Source organism: Candidatus Methylomirabilota bacterium (assembly GCA_035709005.1).
GTDB lineage: Bacteria > Methylomirabilota > Methylomirabilia > Rokubacteriales > CSP1-6 > 40CM-4-69-5.
On sequence record DASTFB010000005.1, the window covers coordinates 1 to 22367 of the forward strand.

The following is a 22367-nucleotide window of genomic DNA, read 5'->3' on the forward strand; positions in this document are numbered from 1 at the left end:
GTGACCTGACCGAGCGCCTGGAGGCCGAAGCGCCGTTTTAGGTTGGAGGGGGCACGCGGCGCGCCCCCTCCAGACCTCCCCATTCGCGCGAGGCACGACGACCGACCCTCTCCAAACCTGATTTTTAGCCTGGAGGGAGCCCCAGGTGGCCCCCTCCAGACTTCCCCATTCGCGTGGGGTGCGACGACCGTGCCCTCCTCCAAACCTGATTTTTTAGCCTGGAGGGGGCCCCAGGTGGCCCCCTCCAGACCTTCCCGTTCACGCGGGGTGCGACCGCCGTGCCATCTCCACCGTTCCGGGTCGCGCCGGCCCGAAATTCTGCGCGCTGCCTGCCGAGTGCTACCATGATGCCGCCAGCGAAAGGAGTCCAGGTGCCGTCTCTGACCGAGCCCGCCGTCCGCCTGATCCCCCTGGGCGGCCTCGGCGAGATCGGGCTCAACATGATGCTCGTCGAGTTCGGCGACGATCTCATCGCCGTCGATTGCGGTCTCATGTTTCCCGACGCCGAGCAGATGCCGGGGATCGACTACATCATCCCGGACTTCTCCTACGCCCTGGCCAAGCGCCAAGGTTTCCGCGCCGTCGTGCTGACCCACGGCCACGAGGACCACGTGGGCGCGCTGCCCTACCTGCTGCGCCAGGCGCGCCTGCCCGTGTACGGCACCCGGCTCACGCTGGCTCTGGTCGCCGACAAGCTGCGCGAGCACGATCTGCCGGCGGCGGATCTGCGCCTGGCGCGGCCGCGGGACCGGATCGAGATCGGCCCCTTCACGGTGGAGCCGATTCGGGTTACCCACTCCATCGTCGACGGCATCGGCCTGGCGATCGGAACTCCGGTCGGCACGATCGTTCACACCGGCGACTTCAAGCTCGACGCCACGCCACTGGACGGGGAACCGCCCGACTATGGGCGATTCACCGAGCTCGGCGAGCAGGGCGTGCTGGTCCTCTGCTCCGACTCCACGAACGTGGACCGCCCGGGCCACACGCCCTCCGAGGCGGAGGTCGGGGTGGCGCTCCGGGGGCGGTTTCAGCGCGCGAGCGGACGGGTGATCGTGGCGACCTTCGCGTCGCACATCCATCGCATCCAGCAGGTGCTCAGCCTGGCGGCCGAACACGACCGGCACGTCGCGTTACTGGGCATGAGCATGCAAAAGAACGTGGCCATCGCCGCGGAGCACGGCTACCTGACCGTCCCCCCGGGCGTGCTGCTGCCTCTGGAGGAGCTGGCCGCGCTGCCACCGCGGCGCCAGGTGATCCTCTCCACCGGCAGCCAGGGAGAACCCCACTCGGCGCTGGCCCTCATGGCCGCGGGCGAGCACAAGGCGATCCAGATCGAGCGGGGCGACCTCGTGATCATCTCGGCGCGGGTCATCCCGGGCCACGAGCGGACCATTGGACGGGTGGTCAACGGGCTGCTCCGGCTCGGGGCGGAGGTCCTCAGCGAGGACAACGCCTTCGTGCACGTCTCCGGTCACGCCAGCCAGGAGGACCTCAGGCAGATGCTCGCCCTGACTCGCCCCCGCTACTTCGTGCCGGTGCACGGCGAGTACCGTCACCTCCTGGGGCACGCGCGGTTGGCCGAGACCGCGGGGCTGCCGAGCGAGCGGGTCTTCCTGCTCGAGGACGGCATGGGTCTGGAGGTGACCAAGACCGCGGCTCGTGTGGTCGGTCGCTACCCCGTCGGGCGCGTGCTGGTGGACGGCAAGGGCGTCGGCGACATCGGGGCGGTCGTGCTGCGCGACCGCCAGCTCCTCGCTCAGGACGGGCTCGTCACCGTCGGGCTCGTCGTCGGCCGCGACGGCGCCGTCAAGGCCGGACCCGAGATCGTGTCGCGGGGCTTCGTGTACGTGAAGGAGAACGAGCCGCTGCTGGACGAGCTGCGGGATGCCGTCCGCGCGGCGCTGGACGGGCGCGAGCCCGCCGCCTTCGACCGCGAGGCCATCGCGGCGCTCGTCCGGGTCACCGTCCGGTCGTTCATCAACCAGCGCTTTCAGCGCAAGCCGGTGGTCTTGCCCGTGATCCTGGAGGTGTGATGGCAAGCGCGATCGGCGTGAGCGAGCGGCCCCGGCGGAGCCGCCGGCGCAAACCGGTCGGCCGGTGGCGACGCGAGGTCAAGGGCATCGTCCTGCTCGTCATCGCCGGATTCGTGTTGATCGCGCTGGCGACGGTGGACCCCGCGCGGAACCCCACCGAGCAGGGAGGGCCGGTCGGCCCCGTCGGCATCTGGCTCGGCTGGACGCTCCTGGGCATGCTGGGCTATGCCGCCTTCCTGCTCCCCCTGGTGCTGGCGCTGCTCGGGATCCGCGTGTTCGTCGGCCCGGTCACCGGCGCGGGTTGGGTCCCGTTTGCCGGGTTGGTCGTGCTGGTCCTGAGCACGACGGGTCTGCTCACCGAGGCCGTGCCGATCTGGGCGCCCGAGGAGACGGCGGCCGGCGGGCTCATCGGGTGGGGGCTGACCCAGATGCTCGACGCCGCCGTGGGTCGCGTGGGGACCTGGCTCGTCCTCGTCGCCGGCCTGCCCATCGGCGTGCTGTGCATCACCCAGGTGTCCTACAGGGCGCTGTCGCGCGCCCTCGGAACGCGGCTCACCGCCTGGCAGCGGCGTGGCAGGGCCCGGGTGGGCAACACCGGCGCGGCGCCCATCCCGGCGAGCGCCGTCGCCGCCCCCCTGCCCGAGCCCACGCCGGCGAGCGAGGACCTCCAGCCGCTGGTCGTGGTCGAGCCCCGTGCCCGCGCTGCCAGCGGTCCGGCCTCCCAGGAAACCTTCGAGTTCGCCCGGAACGATGCGGCGGTGTTTCAGCTGCCCGTCCTGAGCCTGCTGCGCAGCCCGGAGACCGCGGAGCACCAGCTGAGCCGGGAAGAGCTGCAGGAGAACGCGGAGACGCTGCGGCGCAAGCTCCTGGACTTCGAGGTCGAAGGCCGCATCGTGCAGGTCAGCCCGGGCCCGGTCATCACCTCCTACGAGTTCGAGCCGGCGCCCGGCGTCAAGATCAGCCGGGTCGTCAACCTGGCCGACGACCTGGCGCTGGCTCTCAAGGCGGCGGCCGTGCGGATCGTCGGACCGATCCCGGGACGGGGGACGGTGGCCATCGAGGTCCCCAATGCCGAGCCGGCGCTGGTCTATCTCCGCGAGATCTTCGCCGCGCCGGAGTTCACGCAGTCCAAGCGGCGCTTGCCGCTGGCCCTGGGCAAGGACGTCACCGGCGGGCCCGTCGTCTCCGATCTCACCGCGATGCCCCATCTGCTGATCGCCGGCGCCACCGGGACCGGGAAGTCCGTCGGTCTCAACGCGATGATCTGCTCCATCCTGTACACGATGACGCCGGCCGACGCGCGCTTCCTCATGATCGACCCCAAGCGGCTGGAGCTCACCGTGTACGAGGGGATCCCGCATCTGCTGGCCCGGGTCGTCACCGACGCCAAGGAGGCTGCCGCCCGGCTGCGCTGGATCGTGGGCAAGATGGACGAGCGCTACGCGCTGCTCCAGGCGCGGCAGGTGCGGAACATCGAGGGCTACAACAAGGTGGTGGAGCCGGCCGAGCGGCTGCCCTACTGGGTCGTGGTGATCGACGAGCTGGCCGACCTCATGATGGCCTCGGCGGGAGATGTGCAGACGGCCCTCGTTCGGCTCGCCCAGATCGCGCGGGCCGTCGGCATCCACCTCATCGTCGCCACCCAGCGCCCCTCGGTCGACGTGGTCACGGGCCTCATCAAAGCCAATTTCCCGACCCGCATCGCCTTCCAGATGGCCTCCAAGGTCGATTCCCGCACGGTGCTCGACGCCAATGGCGCCGAGCAGTTGCTGGGGCGGGGCGACATGATCTTCATTCCTCCGGGAGCGGGCCGGCACATGCGGGTGCACGGCGCCTGGGTGTCCGACGACGAAGTCAAGGCCGTGTGCGAGTTCCTTCGCGCGCAGGGCACGGCCGTGTACGAGGAGGTGAAGCTCCCCGCCGACGGCGAGCCGGGCGGCGAGTCCGGCGAGGGGGCCGAGCGGGACGACCTCTACTGGGAGTGCGTGCGGCTGGTCATCGGCCAGCGGCAGGCCTCCATCTCGTTCCTGCAGCGCCGGATGGGCCTGGGCTATCCGAAGGCGGCCCGCTTCATCGACATGATGGAGCAAGACCGGATCATCGGGCCCGGGCAGGGCGCAAAGCCCCGGGAGATCCTGGTCGGTCCGGACTTCCTCGCCAAGCTGGGCAAGTAGCTACCTGCGCTCCTGGATGCCCGGACCGTCCGAGGGCGCGCCGGGGGAGGGCTGCGCATCCCGTCGCGGCCTCACCACGGACCGTCCGGGGAAGAGACGCTTCGCGGGTTCGCCCGGCAGCCGCTCCGTGTCCACGCGTGGCGACGGGGTGGCGGGCCGAGGCGCGACGCCGGCCGGCGCTCCTGGACGCGACTCCACGCGAGGCGACGGGGTCGGTTGAGGTGCGGCTGGCCGGCGCGCAGGTCGCGCCTCGCCTTGCGCGGGCGGCGTCACCGGCCGAGGGGCCGCGCCTGGCTTCGCCGCCGCCGGTGCCTGCCTCTCGAAGCCTGGTGGCTGGAGCGATCGGGGGCGCTCGATCGTGCTGGGGCCGAACGCCGGGCGCGGAGCCACGGCTGCATCTGGTCGCGCCGGTTTCGGCACCAGCCGCGGCGTCGCCGTCGGCGCCTTCTCCTCGATCCCGTGAGGCTTCAGCCAGCGTGCCGGGTCCTCGGGCCGGCGGGTGCTGATCACCGGCCGCTTGAGCGCCGTCTGGGGCGGACGCGGGGCGCGGACGACATGGGGCGTGAGGCTGGCGCGAACGGGTGAGAAGCCAACCGTCTCGCGTATGGGCTCCAGGCGGCGCGGGTCCACGCCGCGGACGCGGACGCGAGTGATCGGCCCACGGCCGAAGCGCTCCCGCGGGATGACGATCACCCCGTGCTGGATGCCGACGTTTCGGTACACCGTGATGCTGGCGGCGGTCACGACGGTAGTGCGCGTCATGACGACGTTGTTGACGATCCGCGGCCCGCCCCAGCCCGCCCACCACGGCACCCCGATGAAGCCGACCGGGCCCCACCACGGAACGAGCGGCTCTCCCCACCCGAGGGCGACCCAACCTACCGCTGGCCCGGCGACGCTGACCGTCACGCCCGGCCGGCTGCCGAGAAAGGCCACCAGGGCCGGCGCATAGACCGGAGCCACCACGATGGGCCCGGGCGCCCACGCCCAGTAGCCGCTGACGAACACCCAGCGGCCATAGTGATAGGGCGCCCAGCCCCACGGGGCCGTGTCCACCCAGGTCCAGCCGAAGCCAGGGTGCCACGTCCAGGCTCCAGTGCTGTACGGCGCCCAGCCGGCCGGCACGTTGTCGGGCACCCAGACCGGGCCGTAGGGCTCGAGGACTCGCCAGGTGCCGTAGTGATCCAGGTCGTCGATGCCGTAGATGCCGCCCGACACGTAGCGCGCGCTCACCGAGTCGATGAGCTGATCGGTGCGGGCGTAGTTCCAGCGGTCCCACTCGTCGAGCGGCGGTGCGACGGACGTGGCGACCTGCGCGCCCTCCGTGCCCGACACGATGGCCTCCTCGCTCGGGGCGATGGCAGCCGCGGCACCATTCGCGGGCGTGACGGTAGCCCGGCCGCCCCGGCGGGTGATGAACGAGGTCCGGTTCTCGGCGACGGTGACGCGGTAGTAGCCGGTGCGCTCGATCGTGAAGGCGCCGTTCGGGGTGTCGACCTCGACGGTGTGTCCCGGGTCGAGCCTGCGGACGTCGACGGCGACGTGGCCGGTAGTGACCTTCAGCTGAAGGAAGTCCGGCTCCAGGTTCGCCAGGCCCAGCTGGGTGTTCGCCCAGGTGCGCACCCACGCGCGGGTTCCGATCTGGATCTCCAGATTACCGGGCGCTCCGGTGTACAGCTCGTCGCCCGGGGCAAGCGGCGTGTTGATCTGCGCGGCCACCCAGTTCTCGGCACCAGGCCGCCAGAAGGACACCTGTCCATCGACGAAGCTGAGACGTGGCGGCGTCGTCGGGTTGCCGGCCGCGAGCGGTCCCTCTGCGGTCCAACCCACCGACGACACCAGCAGAGCCAGCACCGTCGCAATCACCGCCGGGGTACGGGTGCGCAGCATGGACACCTCCGCCTGGTAAGACGACGGTCGGCCGGAAACTGTTTATGGCCGGAAACTGTTTATGAAGGAGCCTGCGCTGGCGGGGTCGGGGCAGCTAAGGGGCGGGAGCGGGGCGGGTAACGGACGGGGCTCGCCAGGCCCGGGACGTGAGACCCCGGCTGCTGGCCGCCACGCTGGGCTCCGCTTCGCGAGGCCGGGCAGGGTCCGGCTTCCGGAAGACCATCTCGCGGAGCCGGGACTTGAGGAGGATGGAGTCCGACACGCGAAGCCGATCGAACAGCCGGATGATGTCGCGATTCTCCAGAACCCGCTCGCGGGCGCACGCCCCGGGGGAACGCTGGTAGCGCAGGTGCTCGTCGTCCTCGATGATGTAGCGCGTGTAGCAGCGCTCGTTCGAGGCGACAGTGCTGAAGAAGATGTGGAGCGCTCCCTCCGGCTTCAACAGGCGGATCAGCTGCCCGGCCAGGACCGTCGCCGCCCCCGCCTGCAGATAATCGAAGAGGTCCCAGCACAGCACCGCATCGATGCTCTGGTCAGGCAGGGGCAAGCGCGTGGTCAGAAACTGGGCAAACCGATCCAGCATCCCCATCTGCACGTGGCGGTCGAGATCGGCGTACAGGTCCTCGACGTGGATCTTGCAGCGGATCCGCTCTCCGAGGAAGGCGATGTTCGGGCCGATCCCGGGGCCGAGGTCCAGCAGCTCGGCGGGCCCGCGAGCCTCGATCACGTTCAGGAACTTGGCCAGCGCCGGGCTGCGAACGACCTCCAACGGTTCAGACGCTGGCCAGCTCATCGCGGGTCGACGTCACCGGGACGATCGGCTTGCCGTCGTGCTTGCTCGCCGAGGTCGTCCGCCCCAGCGGAGCGCTGCCGTCCTTCCGTTGCATGTCGATGCTGCCGCGGAAGTGGGCCCCGTCGGCGATGGCCACGCGGGGCGCCACGACGTCGCCTTCGACCGAGCCGTTCTGCCCGATGTCGACCTTTTCCGTGGCCGTGAGGTTGCCGGTGACCTGGCCCAGCACGACGATGGACTTGGCGAAGACCTGGGCCTTGATGCGGCCGTTCGCTCCCACCGTGAGGATGTGGTCGCGGAGCTCGACCTTGCCTTCGACCTGGCCCTCGATGGTGAGATCCTCGCCGCCGGTCAGCTCGCCCTTGATGACGATGCTCTTTCCGATGGTCACGAGCTCATCTTTCATAGGTTTCTGTACCCCTCGCACCGGCTCCGGCGCTGCAGGCGTCACCGTGGACTCGTACGCTGTCGACCCCGAGTAGCCCGTCGTCGCTGCCGGCCGTGGTGCCTCATCTCGTTTCCACATATGTTCACCCTCCGTCCATTGTGGAACGGCGCCCCCGCTACGGATGCGAAAAACAGAAGGCCAATCCATCAGTCAGTCGGAATTTCGGAGCGCCCAGTATACGGCAGGCCTCCAGCGAGGCCCCAAAACCCGGCGACGCGCGTAAGCTCTTGAAAAGACAGGCGATCCGTCGAGCGTTTGTCAAGGTCCAGCCGATGACGTAGGATGCCGGGCCATGGCTACCACTTCCGACCGCGACAAGGGCTCGGCCAAGAACATGCGCCTGCTGTCTCACCACACCCTGGACGGCTTCGGCAACTGCGGCGAGGGCCTGGCTGTCCAGATCACCCGGGACCAGCGCCGGATCCTGTGGATCGCCCACGAGTCGCCCCCCAAGAACGTCACGGCGGTGGACGTCACCAATCCGCGCAAGCCGAACGTCGTCGTGCAGACGGATCTCCCGCACGACAAGATGCGCTCCAATTCCCTGGATGTCGTCGGCAATCTCCTGGTCGTGGCCTATCAGACGGGCGCTCCCGGTCTGACGCCGGCCGGCTTCGAGATCTTCGACGTGGAGGACCCGGGCAAGCCCCGCTCCATCGCGCTGTTCGATGCCGCCGGGCCCTCCTCTCGGGGCGTTCATCATCTGTGGTTCGTGGATGGCGCCTACGTCCACATCGCCTCCGGCGCGGCCGACTTCGTGCCCCGCAACCGGCGCGATGATCAGTGCTATCGCATCGTCGATGTGCGGGAGCCGACCCGTCCCCGGGAAGTGGGGCGGTGGTGGCTGCCCGGCACGCGCGAGGGTGACACCGAGCCGCCGCTACCCCGCCATCCCGTGTACGACAGCGGCTATCGAGCCCACAACACCAACGTATACCCACGCCGCCCCGATCGGGCCTGGATCGGTTATCTCGACGGCGGGGCGGTCATCCTGGACATCTCCGACATGGCCCACCCCCGGATGGTGAGCCGCTGGGATTATCACCCGCCGTTCCCGGGCTTCTGCCACACCGTCCTGCCGTTCCTGGACCGCGGCCTCATGATCGTGAGCGACGAGTCGACCAAGCCAGCGGGCCAGGACTGGCCCAAGCTGGTGTGGGTGGTCGACGTGCGAGACGAGACCAAGCCGGTGCCGATCAGCACGTGCCCGATCCCGCCCGTCAAGAGCTTCGCCGGGCGCGGTGGCCGCTACGGCGCCCACAACCTCCACGAGAACCGGCCCGTGCCCGGGGCCATGGTTTCCGAAGACATCGTGGTGGGAACGTTCTTCAACGGGGGAGTCCGGGTCTTCGACCTCAAGGACCCGTTCCGTCCCCGGGAGGTCGCCTGGGCCGTGCCGCCGGCGCCGCGAAAGTCACCGGCCAAGGCCATCCAGCTCAACGACGTCTTCGTGGACGACCGCGGCATCGTCTTCACCGTCGACCGCCTGATCGGCGGCCTCTACGCCTACGAGCTGAAGCTCTAGCAGACGCGGTAGTTCTCGGCGGGAACGCTGGCCGCCGCGTCGCAGTGTCCGGCCCGCCCGGCGAAGCGCTCGCGGGCCAGCGCGGCCGCCCGATCGATGATGGCGCGCTGATGCTCGTCGAGCGGCGGCAGAAGAAACATCAGCGACGAAGCGCCCACCACAGCTTGACACGCCTCCAGCACGCATGGTATCGGCGGCTCATGGTGGAACCACTGACCGAGATGCTCGCGCGCCGGATCGTCCGCTTCGTCGACCGCCGCCCCGACTGGGACGCCTTCGCCGATGCCCGCGTGGAGGGGTACCGCCGCGCCCAGCACCGCTACATCGGCGCCGGCGCGTCGGGCAAGGCCGACGCCAGCGTCATCCCGGCCGAACACTTCACGCTGAGCGTGATGTTCGTGCCGCCCGGCCAGGGCAACGCGCCCCACACCCACGAGGTGGAAGAAGTGTTCTTCGTCCTGGAGGGCAAGGTGCGCGTGTTCATCCAGGATGAGCGCGGCGCCCGCGCCGAGGCCGTGCTCGGACGCTGGGATTGCGTGTCGTGCCCGGCCAACGTCGTGCACGGCTTCGAGAACGTGGGGCTCGAGCCGGCCTACCTTCAAGTGATGTTGGGCAAGGCCCAGCCCGCCCTCATGAGCTACGCCGACGCCGAGCTACAGCGAACGCGCGACGCGCATCTGTCCGCGCCGCGCCCCTGATCGAGCGCCCGGTCTATTTCACCGCGAGCGGATTCACCGGCGTGCCCACCGCCCCGGTGATCGGCAGCGGCGGTGCCACGAACTGGAACTCGTACACCCCGTCGCGGCCGCAATCCTCGGCCAGCGCGTCGAGGTCGAAGATCTCGCCGACGAGCAGCCCCATGTGCGGGATGAGGATCTGGTGTAGCGGCTGATAGCTGTCGGGGAGCTCGTTGGGCCGCACCTCCATGCCCCAGGTGTCGGTGGCCAGCGCGGCCAGCTGGTGGGCGTGGATCCAGTCGGCCGTGTGGAACGACAGGCCGGGGGCGTCGCCGCCCGCGTAGTCGCCCCAGCTCTTGCGGCGCCGGCACATGGCCATCTGGCCGGTCCGGACCAGCAAGGCGTCGCCGCGGCCCACCGACACCCGGTGGGCCTGAACGGCCGCATCGAGATCCTCCGCCGTGATGGCGTAGCCGGGCTCCAGCCACTCCACGCCCTTGACGCGGGGGATGTCCAGGAGCACGCCCCGGGTGACGATGAAGCGGGCCATCTTCTCGATCCCGTTCTTCTTGGCGCCTTCGCTGGAGACCAGGTTGGCGTCGTATCCGTTGTAGAGCTTGCCGTCCAGGAAGCAGTGCGAGAGCGCGTCCCACTGGGTGGCGCACTGCAGGGCCATGATCACCATGTCGTCGGCGAAGCCCACGCCGCCCGGGCGCTTGAAGGCGCCGGTGGTGAAGTCGGGGCCGGTCAGGATCATCCGGTGGATGGGGTTGAAGCGCCGTGGTTGATTGATCTGGGGCCCGGTGCTGTCCAGCGGGATGGCCAGCGAGAACGTCACGCCCCGCTTCACCAGCCGGCTGGCCCGCACGATCGTGTCGGGCGTGATGTAGTTGAGCGTCCCCAGCTCGTCGTCGTGGCCCCACTTGCCCCAGTTGCTGCACCGCTGACCGGTCTCGCGGATCAGGTCGCCCATGCGCGCACGTCCTCCTTGTCGGTGGTCGCGATCTAGCAGACGGGGCGGTGCACGAGCTCGGCGGCGATCTTGCGCGGGATCAGCTGGCCGTCGCGCGCGTCCCGCACGAGCCGGCCGCTTTCCACGAGCACCTGGCCACGTAGTAGCGTCATGACGGGCCAGCCCCGCACCTCCCACCCCTCCCAGGGACTGTAGTCGCTCACGTGGAAGTCCTCCCGGGTGAGCGTCTTGCGGATGCTCGGATCGATCAGCACCAGGTCGGCGTCGCTGCCGGGGGCGATGACGCCCTTGCGGGGGTACAGACCCAGGATGCGGGCCGCGTTGGTCGAGGTCACCGCGGCGAACCGCTCGAGGGACATCCGCCGCTTGACCACGCCCTCGGTGAACACGATTCCCATCCGGGCTTCGGCGCCCAGGTTGCCGCCGGTGACGTCCTCGATGGTCTTGCCGCGCAGCTTCAGCTCCAGGGACGTCGGGTACTCGTCCGTGCCGGTGGTGGACACGCCGTCGCGGACGAGCCCGTCCCACAGCGCGGCCTGGTCTTCGGGGTACTTCAGGGACGGATACGTGTGATAGCAGAAGCCCCGCGGCTTGCGGTAGTCCTCGGCCGAGAAGCAGGCGTAGTGGTGAAGCGTCTCGGCGTAGACCGGCAGGCCCTTGGCCCGGGCCTCGAGCACGGCCTCCACGCCCTCCTTGGCCGAGGTGTGCACGAAGTAGACGGCGACACCGGTGGCCTCGGCCACGTGGATGGTCCGGCGGAAGGCCAGCGCCTCGGAGAGCTTGTTGTGGACGAGGGGCAGGTTCCAGCCTTCCATCCGCCCCTCTTCGCGCAGCCGCTCGTACATGAACTGCACGACGTCGTTGTCCTCGGCGTGAACCACCATGATCCCGCCCCGGCCGGCCACCTTCTCCATGGCCAGCTGGATGCGTCCGAAGTCCAGGCGATACGAGTGGCGCTTGGGGTGCGGGGGCAACACGTCGTTGGTGAACACCTTGAAGCTGGGGAACCCGGCCTGGATCGCCTCCGGGAGCTGGTCGAAGACCTTCAGCGGCAGCGCGCCCTGCAGCGTGACGTGGAAGCTGTAGTCCACGTAGGCGTTGCCCTTCCAGCGGGCCGCTCGCTGCTCGATGGTGGTGGGGACGTCGGTGCCCGGCCGCACGAAGCAGAAGTCTACGTGGGTCGTGGTCCCCCCGAAGGCCATGCCCCGGGTGTCGTCCTCGGGGCCGAGCGTGAAGAGCCCCTCGTCCGGGTGCATGGCGATGAAATGGGCCAGGTGCGTGTGGGGCTCCACGCCGCCGGGCACGACGATCTTGCCGGTGGCGTCGATGACGCGCCCGGCCTCGGGCAGCGTGCCGGGTACGGCCACCGCGGCGATCGTCTGACCCTGCACCGCCACGTCCCAGGGACCCGCTCCCTGAGGGGTCACCACCTGCCCGCCGCGAATGACCAGGTCCAGCATCGCCATCCTCCTTACTTGGCCACGAGCGCCATGAGGTCGCGGACATCCTTCAGCGACTCGAGCTCGGCCACGGCCCCGATGACCTGCCGGGCCCGGTCGGGCCCGAGCGTCGGGCTGGCCAGGCCGAGAAACTTCTCCGCCACCACCTCCCGAGGCACGGGATTCTCAGCGTCGCCCCGGACGATCGTCGTCGTCTGAGTCAACACGCGCCCGTCGCGCAGCGCCACCTGCACTCGGGCGGTTGGCTCGCTCGAGCTGCGCATGGACATGCCGGGATCGCTGCGCACCTCCACCCGTCGGGCCAGCTCGCGCACGCGGGGATTGGCCCGCGTAGCGTCTCGGAAGGCCGCCACGCCGCTGGCGCCGGTGACGACGAGGGCGGCCACCGCGTAAGGGACCGAGAACTTGGCGGCCAGCATGTTGGGCGGCTCGGGCTCGCTCATGCGCGTCACGAACGGCACCGAGGTGACGGTGATATGCGCGATCGCCTCCGGCGCGAACCGCTCCCGGCTCAGCAGCGCCTGGACCGCATCCAGGGCTGGGTGATTGTAGAGACAGCAGGCGTGGATCTTGACGTAGTTGCGCCGGATCCGGTAGACCGCGGGCCGGTCGTCCGCGCCCAGATCGTCCAGCGCGCGCTCGGCCTCGAAGCGTTCGCCAAGGATCGTCCCGTAGACGTCGGATACGGCGTCACGAGCCGCGCCGTAGCCACAGTCGAGCAGGTGGTTGGCGAGAATGCCCTGGAGCGCCGCCCGACCAGGGTAGAGGTTGCGGATCGTGGCGCCCTCGAAGCACGGTGCCCAGGAGTTCGCCGGGCTCATCGAGGCCGCGAGGTTGATCACCTGCCGCAGGGCCGGCTCGTCGCGCTCGAGCAGGCGGGCCACGGCCACGGCCGCGCCCGCGGTTCCCCAGGTGCCGTGGGAGTGGACGTGGGGTCGCGCGCTCGTGGCGCCGCCCAGACGCGACGTGATCTCGTAGCCGGCCACGAGGCTCTCGATGAGCCGGCGGCCGTCGGCCCGCTGTTCCTCACCGACGGCGAGCGCTGCCGGCAGGACGTGAATGGCGGGGTGGCCGCCGCCCCAGCGGTTGCCCTCATCGACCTCGAGGGCCACGCCCGCCGTCGCGTTGGCGAGCGCGGCGAGCATCGGCTCGCCCCGATCGGCGTGGCCGATCAGGGTGGCGGTTTTCGGACCGGATCGCCCGGAGGCCAGGCCGGCCAGTCGCGCGTTCTCCGGCAACTGGCTGCCGGCCAGGATCGCGCCGAGCGTGTCGAGTACCACGTCCGTGGCCGCGGTCACGGTCGTATCGCTCAGCTCGGGGAACCGCGTGCGGGCGGCCAGGCGGGCCAGGCGATCCAGGTAGTCCACTACCGCACCGCGCCCGCGAGCGGCGGTTGGGGCCGCCCCCGCACCAGATAGCTGCCGTAGCCGGGCTCCTGCTCGAGCCGCCCCTCGTTCAGGAGGACGCGGCCCCTGAGGAACGTCATCCACGGCCGGCCCCGGATCGTCCAGCCCTCGTAGAGGGTCCAGCCCGCCATGCCACGGTGGTCGGCGACCCGGATGATGCCCTCCGGTTCGGGGTCGATGATCAGCAAGTCCGCGTCGGCGCCGGGGCGGATGGCCCCCTTGCGAGGATAGAGACCGAAGATCCGCGCCGGGTTCTCGGCCAGGACGCGGGCCATCCAGGTGATCGGCAGGCCGCGCTTGACGACGCCCTCGCTGAACATGAGCGGCACCATCGTCTCCACCGAGGGCGCGCCGAACGGGATGGACCGGCCGGCGGGATCGACGAAGATGTTCTTCCACCCCGGTTCCTTGACCGCCCGGGCCCGGGGAGCGTGATCGCTGCCGACGCTGGAGATGTACCCCTCGGCGACGCCCGCCCACAGCGCATCGCGGTCGGGGCCGTCGGCCCGGCGCAGCGGCGGCCCCATCTTGGCCAGCGGCCCCCACCGCTCCATCTCGTCCTCGGTGAGGAGCAGGTACTGGGGACAGGTCTCGGTCCACACCCGCTGGCCGCGCCCCTGGGCCTGCTTGATGCGCGCCAGGCCCAATGCGGTGGAGAGGTGGACCACGTAGACGGGCGCGCCGGCCATGGCCCCCATGGCGATCGCCCGGTTGATCGCCTCCTCCTCCGCCCAGTCCGGGCAGGTCGCGGGGAAGTGTCGGGGCTCGACGCGCCCCTCGGCCAGCGCGCGGTTCTCGAGGTGGTCGATCACGTCGCCGTTCTCGCAGTGGAGCTGGGCCAGGCCGCCGTGAGCGGCGATCACCTCCATGGCCCGGTAGATGAAGTCGTCGGAGCACATGCGGGGCGGGCGCTTCTTGTAGGTCATGAACATCTTGAAGGAGCTGACGCCCAGCCGGACCGCCTCGCCCACGCCCTCGAGGATGGGCGGCTGGTTGAACAGAATGAAGTGGAAGCCGAAGTCGAGCACTGACTGTCGTTCGGTCTCCTGGCGCAGGCGCGTGATCGCCTGGGGCAGCGTCTCGCCGGTCCGGTCGTCGTAGACGGCGAACCCCAGCAGCGTGGTGAGCCCGGCGTGGGCGGCCGCGATCGGGCCGGCCGTCCAGTCGTCGTACTCGGGGCCCAGGTGGATGTGGCAGTCGATCGCGCCCGGCAGCACGTATTTGCCCCTCGCGTCGACATAGCGGTCGGCCGGCGGCAGCAGCTCCGGCGGTCCGATGGCGGCGATGCTCTCGCCACGAATGGCGACGGCGGCATCGAGGACGTCGGTGGCCGTCACGACCTGCCCGCCGTGCACCACAATGTCGACGCGCGGGGTGGGCATCAGCGGACCTCGGTCCTGGCTTTCCACTTCACCAGCGTGGGATCGACCTCCTCGAGCAGCCGCGTGTAGAATACGCTCTCGGCCGGGAACTTCTGCTTGATGCGGTCGAGCGAGTGCAGGAAATCCACGAACTCGCCCATGCCGCGGTGGATCTTCTCGTTCATCTCCATCGAGTAGATGTTGAGAGCCATGATGTCGCGGGTGAGCGCCTCGTCCGTCTTCATCTCCCGGGCCACGATCTTCACGGCGGCGTCCCGGTCCTTGTTGATGGAGTCGGTCGCCTTGCGCAGGGCGCGGAGAACCGCCTTGAGGGTGTTGGGGTTCTCCCTGAGCATCTTGCCGCTGGCCACCACGCCGGCGTGGACGTGCAGCCAGTCCACCTGGCCTTCCTTGCCGGGAATGTAGCTGCGGTTGCCGGTGAAGTAGACCTTGCCGCCCGCCTGCTTGACGGCGTTGAACACCCAGGGCGCCCAGGCGGCCATGGCGTCGATGTCGCCCTTGGCCAGCGCCGTCACCGCGTCGGGCGGCGAGAGGTTCACGAACTGGATCCGGTTGAAGTCGATGCCGTGGTCCCGGCTCATCGCCTGGATGGCCATCGTCACCGAGGCGCCCTTGGGCATGCCGATCTTGATCTTCTCGAAGTCCTTGGGGGAGCGGACCAGCTCCTGCCCCTTCTTGCCGAGGACGATCTGCTGGGTGCCGGCGATGTCGCTCTGGGGCGCGATGTTGTAGATGGCCTGCCCGGACGCCGCGATGGGCACGACCATCGTGGCCGTGGCCGTGCCGAGGTGGATGTTACCGGCGCCCCACATGGACGGCAGGTCGGTGCCGGCGATGTACCAGCGCGGGTTGACTTTAATGCCCTCGGCCTTGAAGTAACCGAGCTGGTCGGCCACAGCGAACTGCGAGGACATCTGCGCATCGCGCACGAGCCAGGCATCGATCTCCGTCACCTCGGGCTTGCCTTGCGCGAGGACGTCGCCGACGCCGGGCAGCAGGAGCAGCAGGGCCAGGGCCACGGTGAGCGTCCGCATGGATTAGCTCCTTTCAGGCCGCGGCCTGCCAGCGGAGCATCCGCCGCTCGGCCGCGAGCAACAGGGCGTTGATCAGGGACCCCAGGAGCCCCAACAGCAGGGCTCCCATGACGATCTGGGCGGGGTTGAAGAAGGTCCGCCCCTCCATTATGAGGTGGCCCAGCCCCGCGTCGGCGCCCATGAACTCGGCGCCCACGATGACGAACAGCGCCAGGCCGACACCCAGCCGCAGGGCGACGATGACCCCTGGCAGCGAGGCCGGCAACACCACTCTCCGGATCAGGTCGGCGCGGGAGGCGCCCAGGCTGGCCGCCGCCCGCAGGAGCATGACGTCGACACGCAGCACGCTGGCGGTCATGGCCACGAACATCGGGAAGAACGTCGTATAGCCGATGAAGGCCACCTTGGACGCCTCGTCGAGCCCGAACCACACGAGGAACATCGGCAGGAATGCCAGCGGCGGGATCGGGCGCACGAACTCCATGACGGGCTCGATCATGAGCCGGAGGGGCGCGCACATCCCCACCAGGAGGCCGAGTCCGAGCGCGGCCAGGGCGGCGAGCCCGAAGCCCTGGGCGACCCGGCCGAGCGACGTCAGGACGTGGCGGTGGAGTTGACCGTCGCGGGCCGTCTCCACCGCCACTGCGAACACTTCGGCCGGCGTCGGGAGCAGCACAGGATTCATCACGCCCAGGTGCGCGTTGACCTGGGCGGTCGCGGCCCACAGCGCCAGGAGCCCCAGCAGCGCGGCGCCCCGGGTGACGGCGGTGTTCACGGAAGCACCTTGGCGACTTCTTCCTTCACGACGCGAGTTATCTCGCTCTCGTACTGTGTGAACTCGGAGGCGAAGCGATCGCGGACCTCCGGCAGCTTGATGGCGAATACCTGTTTGACGCGCCCGGGGGCCGAGGTGATGACCACGACACGGTCGGCCAGATATACGGCTTCACGGATCGAATGCGTCACGAACAGGATGGTCTTGTGCTCCATCCGCTGGATGCGGGACAGCTCGTCCTGCAAGACTTCGCGTGTCTGGGCGTCGAGGGCCCCGAACGGCTCGTCCATCAAGATGATGGACGGGTTGTTGGCCAGCGCGCGGGCGATGGCCACCCGCTGCTTCATGCCGCCCGAGAGTTGGACGGGAAACTTCTCGGCGTGGGCCCCCAGTCCCACCAGGTCCAGATAGCGCGCCACGGTACGGCGTCGCTCGGCGGCCGGCCGGCCCTGCAGCACGAGGCCGAACTCGACGTTGCCGGCCACGGTGCGCCAGGGGAACAGCACGTACTCCTGGAACACGACACCCCGGTCCGCCCCGGGTGCGGTCACGGGCTGACCGTCGATCAGCACGGTTCCCGTGCCAGGCGCCAGAAACCCGGCCACGATGTTGAGCAGCGTCGATTTGCCACACCCCGAAGGTCCCAGCAGGCAGACGAATTCGTGATCGGCGACCTCGAGGTCCAGATCCACCAGGACTGGCGTCATCTGGCCGGGGGCGCCGAACGACTTGCTGACATGCTGGATCTGGATCTTGGCTCCGCCCATGGCTCACCGCTTGGGGGGCACTAGGCGCGCCCCCCTCCAAACCTCCCCCATCCACGCGAGGTGCGCCGCAGCATGAGTCTCACCGCGGGTGCTGCCAGCGCAAGAGGTGGCGCTCGAGGAGGCGCACCATGCCGCTGGCGGCGTAGCCGAGCAGGCCGAGGAGGATGGCCGCCCCCAACATCTGGGGAACGAGAAAGAAGTTTCTCCCGTCGTTGATGAGGAATCCCAGCCCGTGCTCGGCGGCGATGAACTCGGAGATGACGATGACGAAGAAGGCCAGCGCCACGCCCAGCCGCAGCCCGGTCATGATGTCGGGCAGGGCCGCCGGCAGGATCACGCGCACGAAGAGCTGCCGGCGGCCGGCCCCCAGACTCTGGGCCGCGCGCAGCAGCAGCGGATCGATGTGCCGCACCGCGTGCACGGTCGTCAGGAACATCGGAAAGAACGTCGCGTAGGTGATGAAGCCCACCTTCGAGGTTTCGCCGATGCCGACCCAGACGATGAACAGCGGGAGCATGGCCAGCGGGGGGATCGGGCGGAGCAGCTCTACGATGGGCTCGACGACATTGCGCAGCCAGGGGATGGCGCCGGCGGCCAGGCCTAGCCCGAGGGCGAGCAGCGCGCCGGTACCGAAGCCGAGGGCAACACGCTCGAGGGTGGCCGCCACGTGCGCCCACAGGTGTCCCTTGCCTGCGAGCTCCAGCACGGCGCCGACGACCACCCAGGGCCCGGGCAAGAAGATGGGATTGAACACCTGGAGGAGCACGACCAGACCGGAGGCCAGGCTCCACAGGGCGAGGAAGCCCAGCACCGCCGCCAGCCGCAGGCGCCACGCCCGGGCGGGGGCGAGCGACGGTCCGCGCAGCCCCGACTCCATCAACTCGGGTAGGGTGCTGACGAAGGAGCTCAACACCGGGTGTCGGTCACTCGTCACATCATCACCAGACCGCCGTTGACGTCCAGGGTGGCGCCGGTCATGTAGGCGGCGGCCTCGGAGGCCAGGAACAGGACGCACTGGGCGATCTCGGCCGGCTCGGAGACGCGGCGCATGGGCACGCCGTCGGCGAGCCGGCGTGACTCCTCCGGGCTGCGCAGCGCCTTCCAGCGCTCGGTGGCCACCGTGCCGGGGGCCACCGCGTTGACGGTGATGCCCTCGGCGGCGACCTCGCGGGCCAGGTGACGGGTAAAGCCCAGGACGGCGGCCTTGGCGGCCGCGTAGTGCGAAGCCACCGTCACGGCGCCGGCGCGGCCGGCCACCGAGGACATGTTGACGATGCGCCCGGCCCGCTGCCGCTTCATGAGCGGCAGCACCGCCTTGACGCAGAGGAACATGCTGGTCACGTTGAACCGGAAAATCGCGTCCCACTCGTCCTCGGGGATCTCCTCGGTGCGGCGAATCACCGAGAAGCCTCCGGCATTGTTCACGAGCACGTCGATGCGCCCCCAGCGAGTCACCACCGCGTCCACGGTCTCGCGGACATCCCGCGGCGTCGTGACATCGCAGCGGAAGGCCACGGCCTCGCGGCCGCCCGCGGTCAGCTCCTTGGCCAGCGTGTCGAGGGCGGGGGCGTCGACGTCGAGCAGGGCCAGCCGGGCTCCTTCGCCGGCGAAGGCTCGGGCGATGGCGGCGCCGATGCCCCGGGCGGCGCCGGTCACGATGACGACCTGTCCCTGGAATCTCATCGGAGCGGGGTCCGCGAGCCCGGCTCGCACCGAGGGTGGCCTGCCCGAGGTGCCCGGGGCTTCATCGAAGGATTCGCTCCCCGGTGGCGGTGTCGAAGAAGACCAGCTTGTCGGGACGGAAGACGAAGCGCCGGCGGTCGCCCACGACCACCCGCTCCTCGGCGTCCACCTTGGCCACGATCGGGGCCGGGCCGCCGTAGTCCAGGAAGACGAGGGTCTCGTCGCCCATCGGCTCGATGAGGTTGACCGCCGCCGGCCAGCCCTCGCCGTCCGGGGCGAGCCGCACGTGCTCGGGCCGAACGCCCAGCGTGACGGCGCCGGCGCGGGCGCCGTTGCGGCGGCCGAGATCCAGGCTCCCGCCGGGGGCCTGGAAGCGTACGTTCTCGCCGTGCTCGGCCACGGCGCCGTCGATGAAGTTCATGGCCGGCACGCCGAAGAAGCCGGCCACGAACCGGTTCGCGGGGTCGCCGTAGACCGTCAGCGGCGGCCCCACCTGCTGCACCAGGCCGCGGTCCATGACCACGATGCGATCGGCCATGGTCATCGCCTCGGCCTGATCGTGGGTCACGTAGACGAACGTCGTGCCCAGCGAGCCGTGCAGGCGCTTGAGCTCGGTGCGCATCTCCACGCGCAGCTTCGCGTCGAGGCTGGACAGCGGCTCGTCCATGAGGAACACGGAGGGCTTGGTCACGATCGTGCGGGCCAGCGCCACCCGCTGGGCCTCGCCTCCCGAGCACTGGGCCGGCTTCTTGCCGAGCAGCGCGGTGATGTGCATGGCGGCGGCGGCGTCCCCGACCCGCCGGCGGACCTCGGCTTCCGGCGTACGCTTGACGCGCAGGCCGAAGGCGATGTTCTCGAACACCGTCATGTGGGGGAAGAGCGCCAGGTCCTGGAACACCATGCCCAGGTCCCGCTCGCCAGGCTCCACGTCGTTGACCACGCGATCGCCGATGATGACCTCGCCGGTGGTCGGCGTCTCCAGGCCCGAGATCATGTTGAGGGTCGTGGTCTTGCCGCAGCCCGAGGGCCCGACGAACACCAGGAACTCGCCGTCGCGCACGTCCAGGTTCACGCCGGCGACGGCGGTGACGCCGCCGAAGGTCTTGACCAGGTTCCGGAGCAGGATGCGACTCACCGGCGGATCATCCCGAAGCTGAACCCCTTGACCAGGTGCTTCTGGATCAGGATGCCCAGCACGACGACGGGCACGGTGATGACCGTGCCGATGGCGGCCTGGGGACCGTAGAGCCGGCCCTCCACGGCGCTCTGGAACTTGTTGAGCAGCACCGGCAGCGTGGTGACCCTCGGGTGGGTCAGCGTGAGGGCCAGCAAGAACTCGCTCCAGTTGAGGATGAAGATGAAGAGGAACGTCACCACCATGCCCGAGGCCACCAGCGGCAGCACCACGCGGCGGATCGTGGTGAGGCGTCCGGCGCCCATCAAGCGGGCGGCATGCTCCAGCGTGTAGGGGACCTCGTCGATGAAGCTCAGCATCATCCAGATCACGAAGGGCAACGTCGTGGCCGTGTAGAGGAGACCGAGCCCCAGGTAGGTGTCGATGAGGGTCAGGCGAGTGCCGAAGAGCAGGGTCGTCGTGTGGGGGATCATGATGGCGTAGTAGATCAGGATGGGAATGGCGATCACGATGGGCGGCACCATGCGGATGGTGAGGATCAGGTAGCGGAAGTTCCTCCCGCCCACGCTGAAGCGCGACACCGAGTAGGCCAGGAAGGTTCCCAGCAGGAGCGAGACGAGCGAGCTGGCCGTGCACACGATGAACGAGTCGGCCATGGCGCCCCAGATGGCGAAGACCTGGTCGGAGGCCGAGCGGGCCAGGTCCCGGCCCATCTCGCTGAAGGCGAAGATCTGCCGGTAGCTGTACAGGGTCGGCTCGTAGGGCAGCCAGTGGGGCGGCCACGCCACCCACTCCCACGACTCCTTGAAGGACGTGGACACCATCCAGAAGATGGGGAACAGCACGAAGGCCGACCAGGCGAGCAGGAGCCCGTGGCGGACGCAGGGGAACAGCCGGCGCCGTCCGCGGCCGGGCGGCCGGCGCACCGCCCCGGGGGCGGCGGTCACGCTCACGTCTGGCGCTCCCGGAGGACGGCGCTCCGCTGCCGCACCAGCAGGTAGATGCCGGCGTAGATCAGGACGGCGAACATCAGCAGCAGGAGCATCGAGGCCGCGGCGCCGAAGCTGAACTTGTTGAACTGCCATACCTGGCGCCACAGGTAGAAGGCCACGGTCTGCGTGGAGTTGCCGGGGCCGCCGAAGGTGAGCAGGACCGACTGGTCGAAGATCTTCAGCGCCTCCATGGCGCGGATGACCACGGCGATCACGATCACTGGCTTGAGCAACGGCAACTGCACCCGCCGGAAGATCTGCCAGCGGCTGGCTCCCATCACGCGAGCGGCGTTCACCAGCTGCTGGGGCAAGGCGGAGAAACCCGAGAGGAAGATGAGGAAGGTGAGCGACGTCCACTGCCAGACGTCGGCCAGGATGATCGCCCACTGCGCGGCCACGGGGTGTGAGAGCCAGCGGATGCGCGGCTCGACACCGAGCAGTGACGTCAGCGGCCACAGGATCTGATTCAGCGGCCCCGAGTCCAGGTAGATCATCGAGAAGTTGTAGCCCACGACCACGGGCACCACCATCATGGGCACGAGGAACAGGGTGAGGTAGATCCGCCGGCCCCGGAAGCGCTGGGCCACCAGCATGGCCAGCCCGAAGCCGATCAGCAGCTCCAGCGCCACGGCCACTCCGGCGAAATAGAAGGTGCGGGCCAGCGCCCACCAGAACTCGACGTCGGTCAGGACGTCGACGTAGTTGCCGAGCCCCTCGAAGTACGCCTGCTCGAAGGGGCGGTTGGCCCGCCACTTGAGCAGGCTGATGTAGACGGTGAGGGCGAAGGGCACGGCCAGCAGGAGGAGGAAGAGCGCCTCGACCAGGACGAAGGGGATGAGGCGGAACACGCGCTCCTGCGCCAACCACTTCGCGACCGTCCCGCCCCGCCGCGCCGGCACGCCGGCCGCCGCCCGCGTCGCCCTCACCTCAGCCACGCGTCGCCTCCTGATCCCGCGCGTGATCGCCGCGCGTGCCGGCGGGGCGGAGGTGGCTGGGGGGTGCCGAGGGGGCTCCCGATACCACGAGGGCGGCGGCCGCAGGGGACCGTTTGCGGCTGGGCTCCGTCTCCGCGTGAGGCCCGCGTCAGGTCGGCGGGAAACGGGTCTCGGGACCCCCTCGGCACCCCCCAGCCACCCCCACCCCGCCGGAAGCCCGTGAAGGGATCTGCCTCGGAGAACTGTGGTGCGGCGGAATGTCCGCGCCGTGGGTTGCCGCCG

Annotated in this window: 20 protein-coding genes; 4 read left to right on the plus strand and 16 right to left on the minus strand. The window is 69.8% G+C overall.

The window, feature by feature from the left end; all coding sequences use genetic code 11:
• The first annotated feature begins 371 nt into the window (after nucleotides 1–371).
• Nucleotides 372–2036, plus strand: coding sequence for a ribonuclease J (locus tag VFR64_00735; protein HET9488267.1), 1665 nt, complete (start codon nucleotides 372–374; stop codon nucleotides 2034–2036).
• Nucleotides 2036–4210 carry a DNA translocase FtsK 4TM domain-containing protein gene (locus VFR64_00740; GenBank protein HET9488268.1) on the plus strand — a complete coding sequence of 725 codons (2175 nt, stop codon included), beginning with the start codon at nucleotides 2036–2038 and terminating at the stop codon, nucleotides 4208–4210. The genes VFR64_00735 and VFR64_00740 overlap by 1 nt, the downstream gene beginning before the upstream one ends.
• Here VFR64_00740 and VFR64_00745 read toward each other — a convergent pair whose 3' ends face one another.
• The 3 genes from VFR64_00745 to VFR64_00755 all read right to left on the minus strand — a co-directional run bounded on the left by VFR64_00745 (nucleotide 4211) and on the right by VFR64_00755 (nucleotide 7284).
• Nucleotides 4211–6100 carry a DUF6600 domain-containing protein gene (locus VFR64_00745; protein HET9488269.1) on the minus strand — a complete coding sequence of 630 codons (1890 nt, stop codon included), beginning with the start codon at nucleotides 6098–6100 and terminating at the stop codon, nucleotides 4211–4213.
• A gap of 94 nt (nucleotides 6101–6194) precedes the next feature.
• Nucleotides 6195–6869, minus strand: a complete 675-nt coding sequence (locus VFR64_00750) for a methyltransferase domain-containing protein (GenBank protein ID HET9488270.1) — start codon at nucleotides 6867–6869, stop codon at nucleotides 6195–6197.
• A 4-nt stretch (nucleotides 6870–6873) separates the two neighbouring features.
• Nucleotides 6874–7284: a polymer-forming cytoskeletal protein gene (locus VFR64_00755; protein HET9488271.1), complete on the minus strand. Its 411-nt coding sequence runs from the start codon at nucleotides 7282–7284 to the stop codon at nucleotides 6874–6876.
• A 349-nt stretch (nucleotides 7285–7633) separates the two neighbouring features.
• On the opposite strand from VFR64_00755, the gene VFR64_00760 reads away from it, so the two are divergent.
• Nucleotides 7634–8866 carry a hypothetical protein gene (locus VFR64_00760; GenBank protein HET9488272.1) on the plus strand — a complete coding sequence of 411 codons (1233 nt, stop codon included), beginning with the start codon at nucleotides 7634–7636 and terminating at the stop codon, nucleotides 8864–8866.
• On the opposite strand, the gene VFR64_00765 is transcribed toward VFR64_00760, so the two are convergent.
• A complete protein-coding gene (locus tag VFR64_00765) occupies nucleotides 8863–9024 on the minus strand; it encodes a hypothetical protein (GenBank protein ID HET9488273.1) in 162 nt (53 codons plus the stop codon). The two genes, VFR64_00760 and VFR64_00765, sit on opposite strands and share 4 nt — an antisense overlap.
• 42 nt (nucleotides 9025–9066) lie before the next feature.
• Here VFR64_00765 and VFR64_00770 point away from each other — a divergent pair, with 42 nt between their 5' ends.
• A complete protein-coding gene (locus VFR64_00770) occupies nucleotides 9067–9564 on the plus strand; it encodes a cupin domain-containing protein (protein ID HET9488274.1) in 498 nt (165 codons plus the stop codon).
• Nucleotides 9565–9577: 13 nt separating this feature from the next.
• Here the strand turns inward: VFR64_00770 and VFR64_00775 are convergent, their stop codons facing one another.
• The 12 genes from VFR64_00775 to VFR64_00830 form a co-directional block, all read right to left on the minus strand.
• On the minus strand, nucleotides 9578–10516 hold the full coding sequence (locus VFR64_00775) for a cyclase family protein (protein ID HET9488275.1): 939 nt from the start codon (nucleotides 10514–10516) through the stop codon (nucleotides 9578–9580).
• Between the two features lie 32 nt (nucleotides 10517–10548).
• Nucleotides 10549–11976: an amidohydrolase family protein gene (locus VFR64_00780; GenBank protein ID HET9488276.1), complete on the minus strand. Its 1428-nt coding sequence runs from the start codon at nucleotides 11974–11976 to the stop codon at nucleotides 10549–10551.
• Nucleotides 11977–11987: 11 nt separating this feature from the next.
• Entirely contained in the window at nucleotides 11988–13343 is a 1356-nt protein-coding gene (locus tag VFR64_00785) for an MmgE/PrpD family protein (GenBank protein ID HET9488277.1), read from the minus strand.
• Nucleotides 13343–14764 (minus strand): amidohydrolase family protein, encoded by a 1422-nt coding sequence (locus VFR64_00790; protein ID HET9488278.1) that lies wholly within the window; start codon nucleotides 14762–14764, stop codon nucleotides 13343–13345. The genes VFR64_00785 and VFR64_00790 overlap by 1 nt, the downstream gene beginning before the upstream one ends.
• Nucleotides 14764–15798 (minus strand): ABC transporter substrate-binding protein, encoded by a 1035-nt coding sequence (locus VFR64_00795; protein ID HET9488279.1) that lies wholly within the window; start codon nucleotides 15796–15798, stop codon nucleotides 14764–14766. The genes VFR64_00790 and VFR64_00795 overlap by 1 nt, the downstream gene beginning before the upstream one ends.
• Before the next feature lie 13 nt (nucleotides 15799–15811).
• On the minus strand, nucleotides 15812–16573 hold the full coding sequence (locus VFR64_00800; protein HET9488280.1) for an ABC transporter permease: 762 nt from the start codon (nucleotides 16571–16573) through the stop codon (nucleotides 15812–15814).
• Nucleotides 16570–17340 (minus strand): ABC transporter ATP-binding protein, encoded by a 771-nt coding sequence (locus tag VFR64_00805; GenBank protein ID HET9488281.1) that lies wholly within the window; start codon nucleotides 17338–17340, stop codon nucleotides 16570–16572. The genes VFR64_00800 and VFR64_00805 overlap by 4 nt, the downstream gene beginning before the upstream one ends.
• 79 nt (nucleotides 17341–17419) lie before the next feature.
• Nucleotides 17420–18274, minus strand: a complete 855-nt coding sequence (locus tag VFR64_00810) for an ABC transporter permease (protein HET9488282.1) — start codon at nucleotides 18272–18274, stop codon at nucleotides 17420–17422.
• Nucleotides 18271–19023 carry an SDR family NAD(P)-dependent oxidoreductase gene (locus tag VFR64_00815; protein HET9488283.1) on the minus strand — a complete coding sequence of 251 codons (753 nt, stop codon included), beginning with the start codon at nucleotides 19021–19023 and terminating at the stop codon, nucleotides 18271–18273. The genes VFR64_00810 and VFR64_00815 overlap by 4 nt, the downstream gene beginning before the upstream one ends.
• A 61-nt stretch (nucleotides 19024–19084) precedes the next feature.
• Nucleotides 19085–20158 carry an ABC transporter ATP-binding protein gene (locus tag VFR64_00820; protein HET9488284.1) on the minus strand — a complete coding sequence of 358 codons (1074 nt, stop codon included), beginning with the start codon at nucleotides 20156–20158 and terminating at the stop codon, nucleotides 19085–19087.
• On the minus strand, nucleotides 20155–21111 hold the full coding sequence (locus VFR64_00825; protein ID HET9488285.1) for a carbohydrate ABC transporter permease: 957 nt from the start codon (nucleotides 21109–21111) through the stop codon (nucleotides 20155–20157). Before VFR64_00825 ends, VFR64_00820 begins: the two co-directional genes overlap by 4 nt.
• Entirely contained in the window at nucleotides 21108–22085 is a 978-nt protein-coding gene (locus VFR64_00830) for a sugar ABC transporter permease (protein ID HET9488286.1), read from the minus strand. The genes VFR64_00825 and VFR64_00830 overlap by 4 nt, the downstream gene beginning before the upstream one ends.
• Between the last annotated feature and the right edge of the window lie 282 nt (nucleotides 22086–22367).

Excerpts from the sequence above, each read along its gene's own strand:
- VFR64_00815 (HET9488283.1), bottom strand. The coding sequence starts at position 19,023 with ATGAGATTCCAGGGACAGGTCGTCATCGTGACCGGCGCCGCCCGGGGC.
- VFR64_00775 (HET9488275.1), bottom strand. The coding sequence starts at position 10,516 with ATGGGCGACCTGATCCGCGAGACCGGTCAGCGGTGCAGCAACTGGGGC.
- VFR64_00770 (HET9488274.1), top strand. The coding sequence starts at position 9,067 with ATGGTGGAACCACTGACCGAGATGCTCGCGCGCCGGATCGTCCGCTTC.
- VFR64_00780 (HET9488276.1), bottom strand. The coding sequence starts at position 11,976 with ATGCTGGACCTGGTCATTCGCGGCGGGCAGGTGGTGACCCCTCAGGGA.
- VFR64_00805 (HET9488281.1), bottom strand. The coding sequence starts at position 17,340 with ATGGGCGGAGCCAAGATCCAGATCCAGCATGTCAGCAAGTCGTTCGGC.
- VFR64_00760 (HET9488272.1), top strand. The coding sequence starts at position 7,634 with ATGGCTACCACTTCCGACCGCGACAAGGGCTCGGCCAAGAACATGCGC.
- VFR64_00790 (HET9488278.1), bottom strand. The coding sequence starts at position 14,764 with ATGCCCACCCCGCGCGTCGACATTGTGGTGCACGGCGGGCAGGTCGTG.
- VFR64_00795 (HET9488279.1), bottom strand. The coding sequence starts at position 15,798 with ATGCGGACGCTCACCGTGGCCCTGGCCCTGCTGCTCCTGCTGCCCGGC.
- VFR64_00745 (HET9488269.1), bottom strand. The coding sequence starts at position 6,100 with ATGCTGCGCACCCGTACCCCGGCGGTGATTGCGACGGTGCTGGCTCTG.
- VFR64_00740 (HET9488268.1), top strand. The coding sequence starts at position 2,036 with ATGGCAAGCGCGATCGGCGTGAGCGAGCGGCCCCGGCGGAGCCGCCGG.